The sequence below is a fragment of the Streptomyces blastmyceticus genome (genome assembly GCF_039521185.1).
Classification (GTDB): Bacteria; Actinomycetota; Actinomycetes; order Streptomycetales; family Streptomycetaceae; genus Streptomyces; species Streptomyces blastmyceticus.
Map to the genome: position 1 here is coordinate 43821 of NZ_BAAABW010000036.1, position 16120 is coordinate 59940.

Here is a 16120-nt window from a genome sequence, read left to right on the forward strand (position 1 = left end):
GCTAACCGGCGCCACTGACAATCCGGCACTGCCGCAGGTCGGGGCCGGTCCGGAGCACCTGCCCCCGCTCACTCCACCACCTGCCGGCCCTCCGGCTGCGCCGTGCAGGAGGCCCGGAACGAGCAGTGCGTGCAGTGCGCGCCGGGCCGTGGGGCGAAACGCTCCTCCAGGACCCGGCCCGCCGCCTCGGCGAGGAGGTCGCCGATCCACGCGGCGCCGTCCAGCGGTTCCTGCGCCTGCACCTTGGGGACGGTGTCCCCGCCGTTCTTCTTGATCGCGCCCTGCCGCAGCTGGACGAGTTCGGCGCCGCCCGCGGCGGGCCGTTCGCCGTCGAAGAGGTCGTCGACGGCGCCCTGTTCGACCGCGAGCTGGTAGACGGCGAGCTGCGGGTGGCGGGCGACGTCGTCCGCGGACACCGCGCCCTTGCCGGTCTTGAAGTCGACGACGTAGGCGCGGCCGTGGGTGTCGGTCTCCACGCGGTCCATGGAGCCGCGGATGCGCACCAGGTGGTCGGCGGCCTTGAGGGTGACCTCGAAGGGGTGTTCCGTGGCGACGGGCGCCCGCCCGCCGCGCTCCATCACGTGCCAGCGCAGGAAGCGTTCCAGGGCCGCGCGGGCGTTCTCCTTCTCCTGGACCGACTTCCAGGGCGCGTCGAAGGCCAGCGCGTCCCACACGGAGTCGAGGCGCTCCATGAGGACGGCGAGATCGGCCGGGGTGCGGCCGGAGGCGACCTCGTCGGCGAGCACGTGCACGACGTTGCCGAAGCCCTGGGCGGCGGTGGAGGGGGCGTCCGCCTTCACCTCGCGGCCGAGGAACCACTGGAGCGAGCAGGTCCCCGCCGTGCCCGCCAGCTGGCCGACGGCCGAGCCGGACAGGGCGAGGGGTCGCGTGCGGTCGCGCAGCGGCACCTCGCTGTGCGTCGGCTCGTACAGCCCCCACCAGCGGTACGGGTGGGCGGCCGGCACGAGCGGCTGGCCCTCGTCGTCGCGCAGCGCGGCGAGCCGGGCGAGGCGTTCCGCTGCGGCCGCCCGCAGCGCGTCCGACGCCTGCGGGTCCACCGTGGTGGCGCGCAGCTCGGCGACCAGCGCGGCGACGGCCAGGGGGCGGCGCGGGCGCTGGGTGACGTCCACGGGCTCGGTGCCCAGCTCGGCCAGGAAGCGGGAGGGCTGGTCGCCGTCCTCGGCGGCCGCCTTGACGGCGGTGACGACCAGGCGCTCGCGCGCACGCGTGGCCGCCACGTAGAACAGGCGGCGCTCCTCCGCCAGCAGCGCGCCGGGGCTGAGCGGTTCGGCGAGGCCGTCGCGCCCGATGCGGTCGGCCTCCAGGAGCGAGCCGCGGCGCCGCAGGTCGGGCCAGAGGCCCTCCTGGACGCCCGCGACGACCACGAGCCGCCACTCCAGGCCCTTGGAGCGGTGCGCGGTCATCAGGCGTACGGCGTCGGGGCGTACGGCCTTGCGGGTGAGCGTGTCCGCCGCTATGTCCTGGGCCTCCAGCTCGTCCAGGAAGTTCAGGGCGCCCCGGCCGCCGGTGCGTTCCTCGGCGCGTGCGGCGGTCTCGAAGAGGGCGCAGACGGCGTCCAGGTCGCGGTCGGCGTTGCGGCCCGCGGCGCCGCCGCGGCGGGCGGCGCGCTCCAGCCGCTGCGGCCAGGGGGTGCCGTTCCACAGCTCCCACAGGGCCGTCTCGGCCGTGCCCCCGGTCGCGAGGAGTTCGCGGGCCGTGCGGAGGAGCGCGCCCAGGCGCTGTGCGCCCCTGGCGTACGCCGTGTCGTGGGTGGCGAGGCGCTCGGGCTGCGCGAGGGCGCCTGCGATCAGGTCGTCCGAAGGGCGCGGCACGGGGCGGCCCGCGGCCCGCTCCTCGTCCCTGAGGGCCCGGCCCAGCCGGCGGAGGTCCGCCGCGTCCATGCCGCCCAGGGGGGACGTGAGGAGGGCGAGGGCGGTCTCGGCGTCGAGCCAGGGCCGCGGGTCGTCGGCCGGCGGTTCCGCGGCCGTCTCCCCCGGAGGGGTCCCGTGGGGTCCGGCCGCCGGTTCGGCCACTGCACGCAGCGCCGTCAGCAGGGGGGCCACCGCCGGTTCGTGGCGCAGCGGGACGTCGTCGCCGTCGACCTCCACGGGGACGCCCGCCGAGGTCAGGGCGCGCCGCAGGCCCGGCATGGAGCGGGAACCCGCGCGCACGAGGACGGACATGTCGTGCCAGGGGACGCCGTCCTCCAGGTGCGCGCGGCGCAGGATGTCGGCGATGTTGTCGGTCTCGGCGCCCGCGGTCGGGTAGGTGTACGCCTCCACCCGGCCGCCCTCGCGCACGGCGCCGAGCTCCCGGTGTGCGCGCACGGCCTGTGCCGGGAGGCGGGTGAGGGGCATCCGGCGGGTGAGCAGCCGGGTGGCGGCGAGGAGGTCCGCGGCGGAGCGGCGCGAGGTGGTGAGGACCTCGACGGGTGCCGGTGTGCCGTCCCGGCGCGGGAAGGCGTCCGGGAAGTCGAGGATGCCGTTGATGTCGGCGCCCCGGAAGGCGTAGATCGACTGGTCGGGGTCGCCGAAGGCGACCAGCGTCCGGCCGTCGCCCGCGAGGGCGCGCAGCAGCCGCACCTGGGCCGCGTCGGTGTCCTGGTACTCGTCCACGAAGACGGCGTCGTAGGCCTGCGCGAGGCCGGCGCCGATCTCGGACCGCCCGGTGAGGAGCACGGCGCGGTGGACGAGCTCGGCGTAGTCGAGCACGCCGCGCATGTCGAGCAGGTCGAGGTATTCGGCGAGGAAGGAGGCTGCGGCGCCCCAGTCGGGGCGGCCGGTGCGGGCCGCGAAGGCGCCGAGCGCGTCCGGGCCGAGCCCCAGTTCGCGGCTGCGGGCGAGCACCGCGCGCACCTCGTCGGCGAAGCCCCGCGTGGTCAGGCAGGCGCGCAGCTCGTCGGGCCAGCGCACCGCACCGCGCCCCTCGCGCTCCAGGTCGGCCTGTCCGGCGAGCAGCTCGCGCACGACGGCGTCCTGCTCGGGGCCGGACAGCAGCCGCAGCGGGTCGACGAACAGGTCGGCGTCCTGGTGGGCGCGGACCAGGGCGTAGCAGTACGAGTGGAAGGTCGTGGCCTGCGGTCCCCGGGCGCCGCCGAGCCGGGCGGCCATCCGGTCGCGGAGCTCGACGGCCGCCTTGCGGCTGAAGGTGAGGACGAGGATGCGCTCCGGGTCGGTGCCCCGCCGCACCCGGTCCGCGACGGCCTCGACGAGGGTCGTCGTCTTGCCCGTGCCGGGGCCCGCGAGGACCAGCAGCGGCCCTTCCCTGTGGTCAACCACGGCGCGCTGCCGTGCGTCCAGCTCAGGAGGGGCCGTGGGGCCCGGCCGGGTCCGCAGGAGGCGGTACGCGCCCTGGGAGGGCTGCCGTGCCTGCCGCGGCGGGCGGACGGCACCGGGCGCGCCGGTCGTACCGGCCGTGCCGGGGGAAGGGGAGGAGCTCACGTGGGTTGCCGGTCCTGGTGGGGGTGCGGGGTGCCGTGCGGCGGGGTGCGCCGTACGGCCGGGAGGGGGTCCCGGGCGTGACGGCGGTTCTCGACGCTACGCCAGACGGCACGCGGGGCGCAGGGCGTACCGCGGGCCGGCGCACGGTCGTGCGGCTCTCACCCGTTCGGGTCGGCCCTTGGGCGCACTGGCCGCGGTGTGGTTCGGGGGTCCCCGGACGGCCGATGCTGTCAGGTGTGAGGAGTCACACCGGCCGGGCCGCCGTCCTCGGCGGTGCCGTCCCAGCGCGCCAGCGCCATGGTGAGCCGCGGCACGTGCCCCTGGGCCGAGCGGCCGGCCTCGCGCAGCGGTGTGCCCTCCTCGCGGTAGTGGGCGAGCGCGCGCAGTTCGTGGCCGGGCAGCAGGGCGCCGTCCGAGCGGACCACCCGCCACCAGGGCACCGCGCCGCCGTAGAGCGCCATGACGCGCCCCACCTGGCGGGGTCCGCCCTCGCCCAGCCACTCGGCGACGTCGCCGTAGGTCATCACCCGGCCGGGCGGAATCCGCTCCGCCACCGCCAGCACCCGTTCCGCGTATTCGGGGAGCTCGGCAGCCTCTCCCCGGCCCGTGCGTACGTCCTCGCTCACCCGGCCCATCCTGCCGCACCCCGTCCGCGCCCGGCCGGGCGGCCGCCCTCCTGCGGCACCTCCTGCCCGTACGGCAAGATCACCCAGAGTGCGTATCCGTACTACAGGGCGTACGATCCGGAGTCCGCGCCCCCGAACCACACCCTGATGCCCCCTCGCCCGGCGGGGCCATGCCACCATCTTCCGGGCGGTGACTGGTGATACGAGACCAAGACGAGCAGACGGAGCGACAGCAGGGCGCGGAGCCTCAGGGAGGCGACCGCGCCCCCGAAGCGCTGTCCGGCTCCGGCGACCCGGCGGCCGGGGACCCGGAAGGGCCCCATGCCGAGCGGGCGGCACCGGCGTCCCCCGAGGGGGCGCGCGGCGGGTACGGCTGCGAGGACGGCGAGGCGCACATCGACCAGGTGTCGGGTGACGAGCCGCTGCTGCCCGCCCGCGTCCACCGCCCGGCGGACCTGGTGCGGCTCTTCCTGGGCATCGTCGGCATCGCCCTCGTCCTCGCCCTCGCGGCCTTCGCCCACGGCACCACCCAGGGCCTGGAGAAGGACATCGGCGACAGCACCGGCCGCGCGCCGCAGCTGCTGGCGAGCTTCGCGGGGCTCGCCGCCAACATCGCCATCTTCATCGTCCCGGTGGCGTTCGCCATCGAGCGGCTCATCAAGCGCGACGGGCTGCGCATCGCCGACGGCGTCCTGGCCGCCGTACTGGCGCACGGTGTGTCCCTCGCCACCGACCTCTGGGTGGCCGACACCGCGCCCGCCTCGATCCGTGACGCGCTGACCCAGCAGGCGCCCACCGGCGGCCTCACCGACCCGGTGCACGGCTATCTCGCCCCCGTGATCGCCTATATGACGGCCGTCGGGATGTCGCGACGGCCGCGCTGGCGGGTCGTGATGTGGGCCGTGCTGCTGCTGGACGCCTTCGCCGTGCTGGTGAACGGCTACACCACACCGTTCTCGATCGTCACCACCGTGCTGATCGGCTGGACCGTCGCCTACGGCACGCTCTACGCCGTCGGCTCGCCGAACGTCCGGCCCACCGGCCGCCACCTCCTCGCCGGGCTGCGCCGCGTCGGCTTCAAGCCGGTCACCGCGCTGCGCGCGGAGGACAGCGCCGACGCCGTGGGCACCGAGCCGTCGCACCCCCACGACCGGGGCCGCCGCTACATCGTCACCCTGGAGGACGGCCCGCCGCTCGACGTCACGGTCGTCGACCGCGAACAGCAGGCGCAGGGCTTCTTCTACCGCCTCTGGCAGCGGCTGGCGCTGCGCGGCATCACCCAGCCCCGCAGCCTCCAGTCCCTCCGGCAGGCACTCGAACAGGAGGCGCTGCTCGCCTACGCGGCCATCGCCGCGGGCGCCAACGCCCCCAAGCTGATCGCCACCTCCGAGCTCGGCCCGGACGCCGTGATGCTCGTCTACGAGCACATCGGCGGCCGCACCCTCGGCGCGGTCCCCACCGAGGAGATCACCGACGAGCTGATGGCCGGCGCCTGGCGCCAGGTGCAGGCCCTGCAGTCGCGGCGGATCGCCCACCGCAGGCTCGACGGCGACGCCCTCCTGGTGGATCGTTCCGGCAATGTCGTCCTGACCGACCTGCGCGGCGGGGAGATCGCCGCGGGCGACCTGGTGCTGCGCATGGACGTCGCGCAGCTGCTGGTGACCCTCGGCCTGCGGGTCGGCGCGGAGCGGGCGGTGGCCACGGGCGTGGACGTGCTCGGCCCGGACGCCGTCGCCGACAGCCTGCCGCTGCTCCAGCCGCTGGCGCTCACCCGCATCAGCCGCGCGACCCTGCGGCAGCTCGCCCGGGAGCGCTCGCAGCGGGAGCGGGAGACCGTCCTGGAGGCCGCGCGCGCGGCCAAGGAGGCCAAGGAGGCCCGGGCCGCCGAGGCAGGCTCTGAGGAGATGCCGGCGGAGGACCGCAAGGCGCTCAAGGCCGAGCGGCAGGCCCAGAAGAAGGCCATGGAAGAGGCCCTGGAGGCGGGGCGCGAGGAGGACCTGCTCGCGCAGATCCGCCGCCAGGTGCTGCTGATCCGGCCGCAGGCCCCGATAGAGCCCGTGCGCCTGGAGCGCATCAAGCTGCGCACGCTGCTCAGCTTCGTGGCCGGCGCCTTCGCCGCGTACTTCCTCCTCTCGCAGTTCACCCACGTCCAGTTCGGCGACCTCGTCGACAAGGCGAACTGGGCCTGGGTCGCGGTCGCCGTGGCCTTCCAGGTGCTGACGTACGTCGCCGCCACGATGAGCCTGCTGGGCTTCGTGCCGGAGAAGGTGGCGTTCGGACGCGCGGTCCTGGCGCAGGTCGCGGGCTCGTTCGTGAAGGTCGTCGCCCCGGCGGCGGTGGGCGGCGTGGCGCTCAACACGCGCTTCCTCCAGCGCGCGGGCATCCGCCCCGGCCTGGCCGTGGCGAGCGTCGGCGCCTCCCAGCTCTTCGGTCTGGCCTGTCACATCCTGCTGCTGCTGTCCTTCGGCTATGTGACCGGTACGGAGCGCAGCTCGTCGCTCGGCCCCTCGCGGACGATCATCGGCGGGCTGCTGACGGCGGCCGTGCTCGTGCTCGTCGTGGCGGCCGTGCCGGTGCTGCGGAAGTTCGTCTCCACGCGGGTGCGGTCCCTGTTCGCGGGCGTCGTGCCGCGCATGCTGGACGTGCTCCAGCGGCCGCAGAAGCTCTTCGCGGGCATCGGCGGCATGCTGCTGCTGACGGCGGCGAACGTGATGTGCCTCGACGCCTCGATCCGCGCGTTCGGCGGCGATCTGAGCTACGCGAGCATCGCGGTGGTCTTCCTGACGGCCAACGCGCTGGGGTCGGCCGCGCCGACGCCGGGCGGTGTCGGAGCGGTCGAGATCGCGCTGACCGGTGTGCTGACGATCGCGGGGCTGCCGGCGGAACAGGCCACTCCGGCGGTGCTTCTGTTCCGTTTGATGACACTGTGGCTGCCGGTGCTGCCGGGGTGGATCTCGTTCAGCTACCTGACCCGCAAGGGAGCGATCTAGCGCCCAACGGCGCCGCATCTGCAAGGCGGACCCGCCCATCGGCCTTGCACATGCGAGCCGCCTGCTCATACCGTGCGCTCATGCAGACCTACACCATCGGCCAGGCCGCCAGGCTGCTCGGTGTCAGTCCCGACACCGTGCGGCGGTGGGCGGACGCCGGGCGGATACCCACGTCGCGGGACGAGACGGGGAAGCGGCTCATCGGCGGGTCCGATCTGGCGGCCTACTCGGTGGCGCTCGCGGCGGAGGCGAACGAGGGCGAGGAGACGGCGTACACCACCGCCCGCAACGCCTTCCCCGGCATCATCACCGCCGTCAAGCTCGGCGACGTCGCCGCCCAGGTGGAGATCCAGGCCGGCCCGCACCGCCTCGTCTCCCTGCTGACCAGGGAGGCCGTGGAGGAGCTCGGCCTCGCCGTCGGCATGGAGGCCGTGGCCCGGGTGAAGGCCACCAACGTGCACATCGACCGCGCTTGACCCGGCACCTGGAGAACCCGATGCACCGCACGCCCGTACGCGCCGCCCTCGCCGCCGCGCTCCTCGTCCCGCTCGTGGCCGCCTGCGGCGGCGGTGCGGACAAGAAGGACACCACGTCCTCCACGACGCTCACCGTGCTCGCCGCCGCGTCCCTGACGGACGTCTTCAAGCAGGCCGGGGCGGCGTACGAGAAGGCGCACCCGGGCACCACGGTGAAGTTCTCCTTCGCCGGTTCGCAGGAGCTCGCCTCGCAGGTGCGCCAGGGCGTGCCCGCCGACGCGCTGGTGACCGCCGACACCACGACCATGGACGGCCTGAAGTCCGACACGGACAAGCCGGCGGTCATCGCCAAGAACCGGCTCACCATCGCGACCGCCCAGGGCAATCCGAAGGGCGTCAAGGGCCTTTCCGACCTCTCCAGGAGCGACCTGAAGGTCGTGCTGGCCGCGCCCGAGGTGCCGGTGGGCCGCTACAGCAAGAAGGTGCTCGACCAGCAGCACGTCTCGCTCAAGCCGGTGTCCCAGGAGCCGAACGTCCGGGCCGTCCTCAGCAAGGTCTCGCTCGGTGAGGCGGACGCGGGGATCGTCTATCTCACGGACGCGGCGGCGGCCAAGGGCAAGGTCACCACGGTCACCGTCCCGGACGCGCAGAACGCCGTCGCCTCCTACCCGGCCGCGACCCTCAAGAGCTCGAAGCACACCAAGGACGCCGCGGACTTCGTGAAGTGGCTCGGCTCGGACGAGGCGCAGAAGCTGCTGCGCGCGGCGGGCTTCCAGCAGCCGTGACCGGTGGTACGCGCCCAGGGCGCACGCCCTGGGCGCTCGGGCTGCCCGCCGCGCTGGCGGTGGGCTTCCTCCTCCTGCCCCTGGCCGGGATCCTGGCCCGTACGCCCTGGGCCACCCTCCCCTCCCGCCTCGGCTCGCACGAGGTCACCGAGGCGCTCGGGCTGTCCCTCCTGGTCTCCGGCTGGGCCCTGCTGCTGTCCCTGCTCCTCGGCGTCCCGCTCGCGTGGCTGCTCGCCCGCGTGGACTTCCCCGGCAAGGCGCTCGTGCGCTGTCTGGTGATGCTGCCGATGGTGCTGCCCCCGACAGTCGCGGGCGTGGCCCTGCTCCAGGGCTACGGCCGCAGGGGCGTGCTGGGCCCCTGGCTGGAGTCCTGGTTCGGCGTCACGCTGCCGTTCTCGACGGCGGGCGCGGTGATGGCCTCCACCTTCGTGGCGATGCCGTTCCTGGTGATCAGTCTGGAGGGCGCGCTGGCGGGCCTGCACCCCCGCTACGAGGAGACGGCGACATCCCTGGGGGCGACCCCGCTGCGGGTCTTCCGCACCGTCACCCTCCCCATGGTCCTGCCGGGCCTGGTCGCGGGCGCGGCCCTGAGCTGGGCGAGGGCGCTGGGCGAGTTCGGCGCGACGATCACCTTCGCGGGCAACCTCCCGGGCACCACGCAGACCCTCCCCCTCCAGGTCTATCTGCTCCTCCAGGACGACCCGGAGGGCGCGACGGCGGTATCGCTGCTCCTGCTGGCGATCGCGACAGCGGTTCTGCTGTCGCTGAGAGGCCGCTGGCTGACGACGAAGAAGCAGACAGTTCCGCAGCAGCCGTCAGGCCTCCCCGGGCGGCCGGAACGGCCGACAGGGTCCGTGGATCAGAGCGCCCCGGAGGGACTGGACCGCCCCGGCCCCGTACCGCTCCCCCTGCGCACCACGGTCACCGGCGCGACAACAGCGGACATCGACGCGCAGCCGGGCACCACCATCGCCGTCGTGGGCCCCAACGGCGCAGGAAAGACAACGCTCCTGAGAGCCCTCCTGGGGCTCACGGACAGAGCCGCGGCGCGCCCTCTGACCATTGGCGACACGGACGCGTCCAAACTTCCCCCGCACCGGAGGCGCATCGCGTGGGTCCCCCAGGACGGCGCCCTCTTCCCGCACCTCACCACCCTGGCCAACACCGCCTACGGCCTGCGCGCCCAGGGCGTCCCCAGGAAGGACGCGCACCGCGAGGCCCGCCACTGGCTGGCCCGGCTGGAGGTGGGCGACCTCGCCCACCGCCGCCCCGGCGAACTCAGCGGCGGCCAGGCCCAGCGCGTGGCCCTGGCCAGGGCCCTGGCCGCGCGCCCCCGTCTCCTGCTGCTGGACGAGCCGCTGGCCGCGCTGGACCAGTCGACGCGCGCCCGGGTCCGCCACACGCTGCGCACCCACCTCGCGGACTTCCCGGGCGTCTGCCTGATCGTCACCCACGACCCCGTGGAGGCCGTGTCGCTGGCCGACCGGATCCTCGTCCTGGAGGACGGCCGCACGGTTCAGTACGCGTCACCGGCGGAGCTGACCCGGCACCCCCGTTCCCCCTGGGTGGCGCGGATGCTGGGGCGCAACGCCTGGCAGGGCACGTCCACGGCGGAGGGCACCCTGCTGCTCGACGGCGGGGCGAGCCTGGTCGCGGCGGACCCGCTGCCCGGGAAGGCCGCGAACGGGCTCGCCGTCGTCGGTCCGGAGGCGGTGTCCCTGCACGTGGAGCGGCCGGCCGGGAGCCCCCGGAACGTCTGGCGGGGAACGGTCCGCGAGATCACGGCTCAAGGCGGGCGGCTGCGCGTCCTGGTGGCGGGCGAGCCGGACGTGGTCGCGGAGATCACGCCGTCGTCGGCGGCGGACCTGGCGCTGAAGGAGGGCATGCCGGTGTGGGTGAGCGTCAAGGCCACCGAGGTCACGTTCGTGGCCCTGTGAGCCCCGTACGGCGGCTCCGGCACAGCCTCCGGGCCGGCGCGCACGGCCCGCACACAGTGGCGCACTACTAACCCGTACGCCCGCACCGCGCGCGCCCCTCACCGCCCGCCCGGACGATGGCAGTCCAACGCCTGCCGTCGACCCCCGGGAGTGCCGCCGTGTCCAGATCCGCAAGGGCCGGGGGGCTGCTCACCGCCGTGTTGCTGACGATGGCGGCGGTCACGACGGCCGCCGGTTGCGGCGGCGGGGACGACAAGCCGGTGGCGGACGTCTCGGACCGCCAGAAGCTCGCCTGGAAGGCGTGTCCGGCGCCGAGCGGCAGCCAGGGCGGGACGGCGAACAAGGCGCCCGGCAACGACTGGGAGTGCGCGACCCTGCGGGCGCCGCTCGACTACGCCGCCCCCAAGGGCGAGACGATCGACATCGCGATGATCCGCGCGAAGGCCACGGACCCGGCGCACCGCATCGGCTCGCTGGTCTTCAACTTCGGCGGCCCCGGCGGCTCCGGGGTCACCACGCTCCCGGCGTTCGCCGACGACTACAAGAAGCTGCGCACGCGCTACGACCTGGTGAGCTTCGACCCGCGCGGAGTGGGCCGCAGCAGCGGGGTCACCTGTCTGGGCGACAAGGAACTGGACGCCTATTACGCGGCCGACGCCACCCCGGACACCAAGGAGAAACAAAGGGCCCTGGTCGACCGGGTGGCGCAGTACGCCACCGCGTGCGCGAAGCACTCGGGGAAAATCCTGCCGTACGTGGGCACGACGAACGCCGCCCGCGACATGGATCTGATGCGCCAGGTGCTGGGCGAGGAGAAGCTGCACTACTTCGGGGTGTCCTACGGCACCGAACTGGGCGGCGTCTACGCCCACTTGTTCCCGGACAGGGTGGGCCGCGCCCTCTTCGACGGGGTCGTGGACCCGACGAGCGACCCCGTGCAGGGCGCCCTCGGCCAGGCGAAGGGCTTCCAACTGGCCCTGGGCAACTACATGGAGGCCTGCGTGAAGACCTCCGACAACTGCCCCACCGAGCAGCAGATCGGCGATCTGCTGCGGCGGCTGGAGAAGAAGCCGATCCCCGGCTCGGGCGGCCGCCTGCTGACGCGGTCCCTCGCCACCGGCGGGATCGCCCAGTCGCTCTACTCCAAGGACTTCTGGGACTACCTCACCGAGGGTCTGGAGGACGCAGGGAACGGCGACGGCAGGCTGCTGCTCTCCCTGTCCGACTCCATGAACGGGCGGGGCCAGGACGGGCGTTACAGCTCGCTCCAGTCCTCCCTCAACGCCATCACGTGCGCCGACTCCGCGCAGCGCTACACCACGGCCGAGGTCGAGGGGAAGGTGCCGGAGTTCCGCAAGGCGTCGGCCGTCTTCGGCGACTTCATGGCCTGGAGCCTCACCCAGTGCACGGGCTGGCCCGTCAAGGGCGAGTGGCAGACGCCCGACGTGAGCGCCAAGGGGGCGGCGCCCATCCTCGTCGTCGGCAACACCGGTGACCCCGCGACCCCTTACGAGGGAGCGCAGCGGATGGCGCAGCAGCTCGGCACGGGCGTCGGCGTGGAGCTGACCTTCCGCGGCCAGGGGCACGGCGCCTACGACAGCGGCAACGCGTGCGTCAAGGGGGCTGTGGACGCCTACCTGTTGGAGGGTACGGTCCCTCAAGCCGGTAAGATCTGCTCATAGCACACATAGCACATATCACCGGTGGCCCGAACGGCATGGATCGAATGTCAGTGGCCCGCACTACGATCGCCCGCACAGCAGTTCCGTGACGGACGGTCGGGGGACAAGGTGTCGTACAGCACGCTTCGCGACGGCGGCCGGACCGGCCGCAGGAGCCGGGTCCTGACCGGCGTCCTGGCCATCGCCGCGCTGGTGGCCGCCCTCGTGGCGCTCTGGCAGACCCAGTCCACCCCGCTCGCCCGGCGCTCGTACTGCTGGGGCGCCTGGCCCGAGGACGGCGGCCTCTTCCACCGCGGCGCCCACGACCGCACCGCGCGGGAGAGCGCCCCCGCGCCCGGCCGCCCCAGCGGCCTGTGCACGCTGCGCTGGCGCGGCGGCCAGGGCTCCGGGGCGTACGAGCAGCGGGTCGAGCTCCGCCTCGGTACCGGCCCCGGCGAGGCCGTGGCGCGCCGGGCGTGGCTCGACGGCCTCTTCGAAGGGGGCGACACCGCGCTCCCGGGCCGGCTGCCCGGCTTCACGGCCGCCGGCTCCGGCGCCCTGGTGCTGCCCGCGAGCTGCGACGTGGCCGGCAGGCCGTCCGTCGTGACGTTCACCAGCTCCTACACGGACACCGCCGGGCGCGGCGACCACCCGGGCTTCCCCGACGGCGCGTCCCCGGCGAACACGGGCGCGTTATTGGTGAGCGCAGCCAACCGCGCCGCCGAGGCGACGGGTTGTTCGTCGGCGCCACCCATGAGACTGCGCGCACGGGCGATGACGACGAGGCCCGTACGAGTGAACCCTGGCGCGTCGCCGGGGCGTTGCGCCATCCCCGGGCTCGGGGTCGAGGGGGCCGCCGCGGACGGGTCGGACGACCGGCTGACCGACACCGTCGGCAGCGTCCACGACGACTTCCAGACCTGCGCGGTCTCGGGCGACGGGCAGTGGGCCGCCCGCTTCACCATGGTCGGCAGGCCCAGGATCGTCGCCCTCTTCGACGGCCTCACCGGGGACAGCCCGCCCGCCCCCGGCTGGCGGGCGCACGGCCGCATCGACGCGACCGGCGCGCTCATACGGGCCGACTGCGACGGCCGCGCCACGGTGTTCACCATGCGGACGGGCCCGGGCCGCACCCACACCGGCCTGGACGACCCGCGCCGGTCGTTCCCCGTCTTCGTCGACGCGGTGGGCGAGCGCATAGGCTGCGCGCGCCTGCGCGCCCGCTGAGCGCTCCCTCTCCCGCGGGGACGCCGGGCCCGCCGCCTCGTAGAGTCGGTGGAATGACTCCCCTACGGCCACGGGCCGGCGCCCTCCTCCCCACCGCGCTCGCGGTCGCCCTCGCCACCGCCGGGTGCGGCGGCGGCTCCGGCGGCACGCCGGACGGCGCGGACGGCAAGCGCGGCGGCGCGTCCGTCGGCACCCAGTCGGCACCACGCTGGGCGGCGTGCGCCGCGCCCACCGACGCGCAGGGCGGTGACGGCAAGGCGCCCGGCAAGGAGTGGGAGTGCGCCAAGCTGGCCGTCCCCCTGGACTACGCCGAGCCGGACGGCGAGAAGATCGACCTCGCCCTCATCCGCACGAAGGCCCGCGACCAGAACCACCGCATCGGCTCCCTGGTGTTCAACTTCGGCGGGCCCGGCGGCTCCGGTGTGGCGACGCTGCCGGGGCTGGCCGCCAGCTACGAGAAGCTGCGCGACCGCTACGACCTGGTGAGCTTCGACCCGCGCGGCGTGGGCGAGAGCGCGGGCGTGCGGTGCCAGAGCGACCCGGAGCTGGACGCCGCCGCGCAGATCGACGCCACCCCGGACGACGACGCGGAGCTCCGCACGACCCTGGCGGCCAACAAGGCGTACGTGGACGCCTGCGCGAAGAACTCCGCCAAGCTGCTCCCCCACGTGGGCACGGTGAACGCCGCCCGCGACATGGACCGGCTGCGCGCCGCCCTGGGCGACGACAAGCTCTCCTACTTCGGCATCTCCTACGGCACCGAACTGGGCGGCGTCTACGCCCACTTGTTCCCCAAGAACGTGGGCCGCGCGGTACTCGACGCCGTCGTGGACCCGACGCAGGACCCCGTGCAGGGCAGCCTGGGGCAGACCAAGGGCTTCCAGCTCGCCCTCGACGACTACCTCAAGGACTGCACCACCCGCACCCCGGAGGCGGGCTGCGTCACCCAGGACGGCATCACCGCCCTGCTGAAGCAGCTCGACGCGAACCCGCTGCCGACCTCCCAGGGGCGCAAGCTCACACAGGACGAGGCGGTGAACGGCATCGCCTCCGCGCTCTACTCCAAGGACACCTGGCGCTTCCTGACCGCCGGGCTCCGGGAGGCCACGGCCAAGGGCACCGGCAACACCCTGCTGGCGCTCTTCGACGCCATCAACGGCCGCAACCCGAACGGCCACTACAGCAATCTCCAGGCGGCCAACCGGGCGATCTCCTGCGTGGACGCGGAGCAGCGCTACTCGGTGGACGACGTGCGCAAGTACCTGCCGCAGTTCCAGGAGGCGTCGCCGGTCTTCGGGGAGGACGCCGCCTGGTCCCTGCTCGGCTGCACGGGCTGGCCCGTCAAGGGCGGCTGGAAGACGCCGGACGTGAGCGCCGAGGGCTCCGCGCCGATCGTCGTCGTCGGTAACACGGGGGACCCCGCGACGCCGTACGCCGGTGCGCAGCAGATGGTCCGGCAGCTCGGGCGGGGCGTGGGCGTCGAGGTGACGTACAAGGGCGAGGGGCACGGGGCGTACAACAGCGGCAACCCGTGCATGGTGAACACGGTCAACAGCTATCTGCTGGACGGCAAGGTCCCGTCCGAAGGAACGACGTGTTCGTGACGGGGAACCGCGAGACGCCGGACGGGCGGCAATCAAGCCCGTCCGGCGTTTGAGGACTCCGCCGCGAAGCGGTGGTGCAGGAACGACGGCCCGCAGACGGCCACCCGCACCAGCCGAAGACCCCCGCCTAATACACCGGTTTCTCCGGCTCGATCTGGTTTACCCAGCCGATCACGCCGCCGCCCACGTGCACCGCGTCCGAGAAGCCCGCGGACTTCAGGACGGCCAGGACCTCCGCGGAGCGGACACCCGTCTTGCAGTGCAGGACGATCTTCTTGTCCTGGGGCAGGTCCTGGAGGGCGTTGCCCATCAGGAACTCGTTCTTCGGGATCAGCCGGGCGCCCGGGATGGAGACGATCTCGTACTCGTTGGGCTCGCGGACGTCGATGATGTCGATGGTCTCGCCGCCGTCGATCCACTCCTTGAGCTGCTTGGGAGTGATCGTGGAGCCCATGGCCGCTTCCTGGGCCTCCTCGGAGACGACGCCGCAGAAGGCCTCGTAGTCGATGAGCTCGGTGACCGTCGGGTTCTCCCCGCAGACCGCGCAGCCGGGGTCCTTGCGGACCTTGACCTGGCGGTAGGTCATCTCCAGGGCGTCATAGATCATCAGCCGGCCCACCAGCGGCTCGCCTATGCCGGCCAGCAGCTTGATGGCCTCGTTGACCTGGATCGAACCGATCGAGGCGCACAGCACGCCCAGCACGCCGCCCTCGGCGCAGGAGGGCACCATGCCCGGCGGCGGGGGCTCGGGGTAGAGGCAGCGGTAGCAGGGGCCGTGCTCGGACCAGAAGACCGAGGCCTGGCCGTCGAAGCGGTAGATCGAGCCCCAGACGTACGGCTTGTTCAGCAGGACGCAGGCGTCGTTGACGAGATAGCGGGTGGCGAAGTTGTCCGTGCCGTCCACGATCAGGTCGTACTGGGAGAAGATCTCCTTGACGTTCTCCGCCTCCAGGCGCTCCTGGTGGAGGACGACGTTCACATACGGGTTGATCCCTTGCACCGAGTCCCGGGCGGACTCCGCCTTGGAGCGGCCGATGTCGGCCTGGCTGTGGATGATCTGCCGTTGGAGGTTGGACTCGTCGACCTCGTCGAACTCCACGATGCCGAGCGTGCCCACGCCCGCCGCCGCCAGATACATCAGCGCCGGCGACCCCAGACCGCCCGCACCCACGCAGAGCACCTTGGCGTTCTTCAGCCGCTTCTGCCCGTCCATCCCCACATCCGGGATGATCAGGTGGCGGGAGTACCTGCGAACCTCGTCAACGGTGAGCTCGGCAGCCGGTTCGACTAGGGGTGGCAGCGACACGGGGTCTCCGTAGGTCGGACGGAAGGGTCGTCCCCGCAGGCGCGGGGGGCTCTTCGGCGTAACACTGC

General features: G+C 73.7%; 10 protein-coding genes. 7 read left to right on the forward strand and 3 right to left on the reverse strand.

Features of this window, described 5'->3' with window-relative positions; genetic code table 11:
• Nucleotides 1-68: 68 nt before the first annotated feature.
• Complete coding sequence (locus ABD269_RS31030; protein ID WP_344123318.1) at nt 69-3440, reverse strand: ATP-dependent helicase; 3372 nt, start codon at nt 3438-3440, stop codon at nt 69-71.
• A gap of 230 nt (nt 3441-3670) precedes the next feature.
• Nucleotides 3671-4075, reverse strand: a complete 405-nt coding sequence (locus ABD269_RS31035; protein ID WP_344123320.1) for an MGMT family protein — start codon at nt 4073-4075, stop codon at nt 3671-3673.
• A gap of 188 nt (nt 4076-4263) precedes the next feature.
• Here ABD269_RS31035 and ABD269_RS31040 point away from each other — a divergent pair, with 188 nt between their 5' ends.
• The 7 genes from ABD269_RS31040 to ABD269_RS31070 all read left to right on the forward strand — a co-directional run bounded on the left by ABD269_RS31040 (nt 4264) and on the right by ABD269_RS31070 (nt 14746).
• Nucleotides 4264-7056, forward strand: a complete 2793-nt coding sequence (locus ABD269_RS31040; RefSeq protein ID WP_301892560.1) for a lysylphosphatidylglycerol synthase transmembrane domain-containing protein — start codon at nt 4264-4266, stop codon at nt 7054-7056.
• Nucleotides 7057-7136: 80 nt separating this feature from the next.
• Nucleotides 7137-7532, forward strand: a complete 396-nt coding sequence (locus ABD269_RS31045) for a TOBE domain-containing protein (protein ID WP_116213764.1) — start codon at nt 7137-7139, stop codon at nt 7530-7532.
• Between the two features lie 20 nt (nt 7533-7552).
• Nucleotides 7553-8317: a molybdate ABC transporter substrate-binding protein gene (gene modA, locus ABD269_RS31050; protein WP_344123468.1), complete on the forward strand. Its 765-nt coding sequence runs from the start codon at nt 7553-7555 to the stop codon at nt 8315-8317.
• Nucleotides 8314-10254: an ABC transporter permease gene (locus ABD269_RS31055; protein WP_344123323.1), complete on the forward strand. Its 1941-nt coding sequence runs from the start codon at nt 8314-8316 to the stop codon at nt 10252-10254. Before modA ends, ABD269_RS31055 begins: the two co-directional genes overlap by 4 nt.
• 116 nt (nt 10255-10370) lie before the next feature.
• Nucleotides 10371-11936 (forward strand): alpha/beta hydrolase, encoded by a 1566-nt coding sequence (locus ABD269_RS31060; RefSeq protein ID WP_425573020.1) that lies wholly within the window; start codon nt 10371-10373, stop codon nt 11934-11936.
• Between the two features lie 108 nt (nt 11937-12044).
• Nucleotides 12045-13142, forward strand: coding sequence for a hypothetical protein (locus ABD269_RS31065; protein WP_344123325.1), 1098 nt, complete (start codon nt 12045-12047; stop codon nt 13140-13142).
• Nucleotides 13143-13195: 53 nt separating this feature from the next.
• Complete coding sequence (locus ABD269_RS31070) at nt 13196-14746, forward strand: alpha/beta hydrolase (protein ID WP_344123327.1); 1551 nt, start codon at nt 13196-13198, stop codon at nt 14744-14746.
• A gap of 127 nt (nt 14747-14873) precedes the next feature.
• Here the strand turns inward: ABD269_RS31070 and moeZ are convergent, their stop codons facing one another.
• On the reverse strand, nt 14874-16052 hold the full coding sequence (moeZ, locus tag ABD269_RS31075) for an adenylyltransferase/sulfurtransferase MoeZ (RefSeq protein ID WP_116213758.1): 1179 nt from the start codon (nt 16050-16052) through the stop codon (nt 14874-14876).
• Nucleotides 16053-16120 lie beyond the last annotated feature (68 nt).

Excerpts from the sequence above, each read along its gene's own strand:
- ABD269_RS31035 (WP_344123320.1), bottom strand. The coding sequence starts at position 4,075 with ATGGGCCGGGTGAGCGAGGACGTACGCACGGGCCGGGGAGAGGCTGCC.
- ABD269_RS31045 (WP_116213764.1), top strand. The coding sequence starts at position 7,137 with ATGCAGACCTACACCATCGGCCAGGCCGCCAGGCTGCTCGGTGTCAGT.
- modA (WP_344123468.1), top strand. The coding sequence starts at position 7,553 with ATGCACCGCACGCCCGTACGCGCCGCCCTCGCCGCCGCGCTCCTCGTC.
- ABD269_RS31060 (WP_425573020.1), top strand. The coding sequence starts at position 10,371 with ATGGCAGTCCAACGCCTGCCGTCGACCCCCGGGAGTGCCGCCGTGTCC.
- ABD269_RS31070 (WP_344123327.1), top strand. The coding sequence starts at position 13,196 with ATGACTCCCCTACGGCCACGGGCCGGCGCCCTCCTCCCCACCGCGCTC.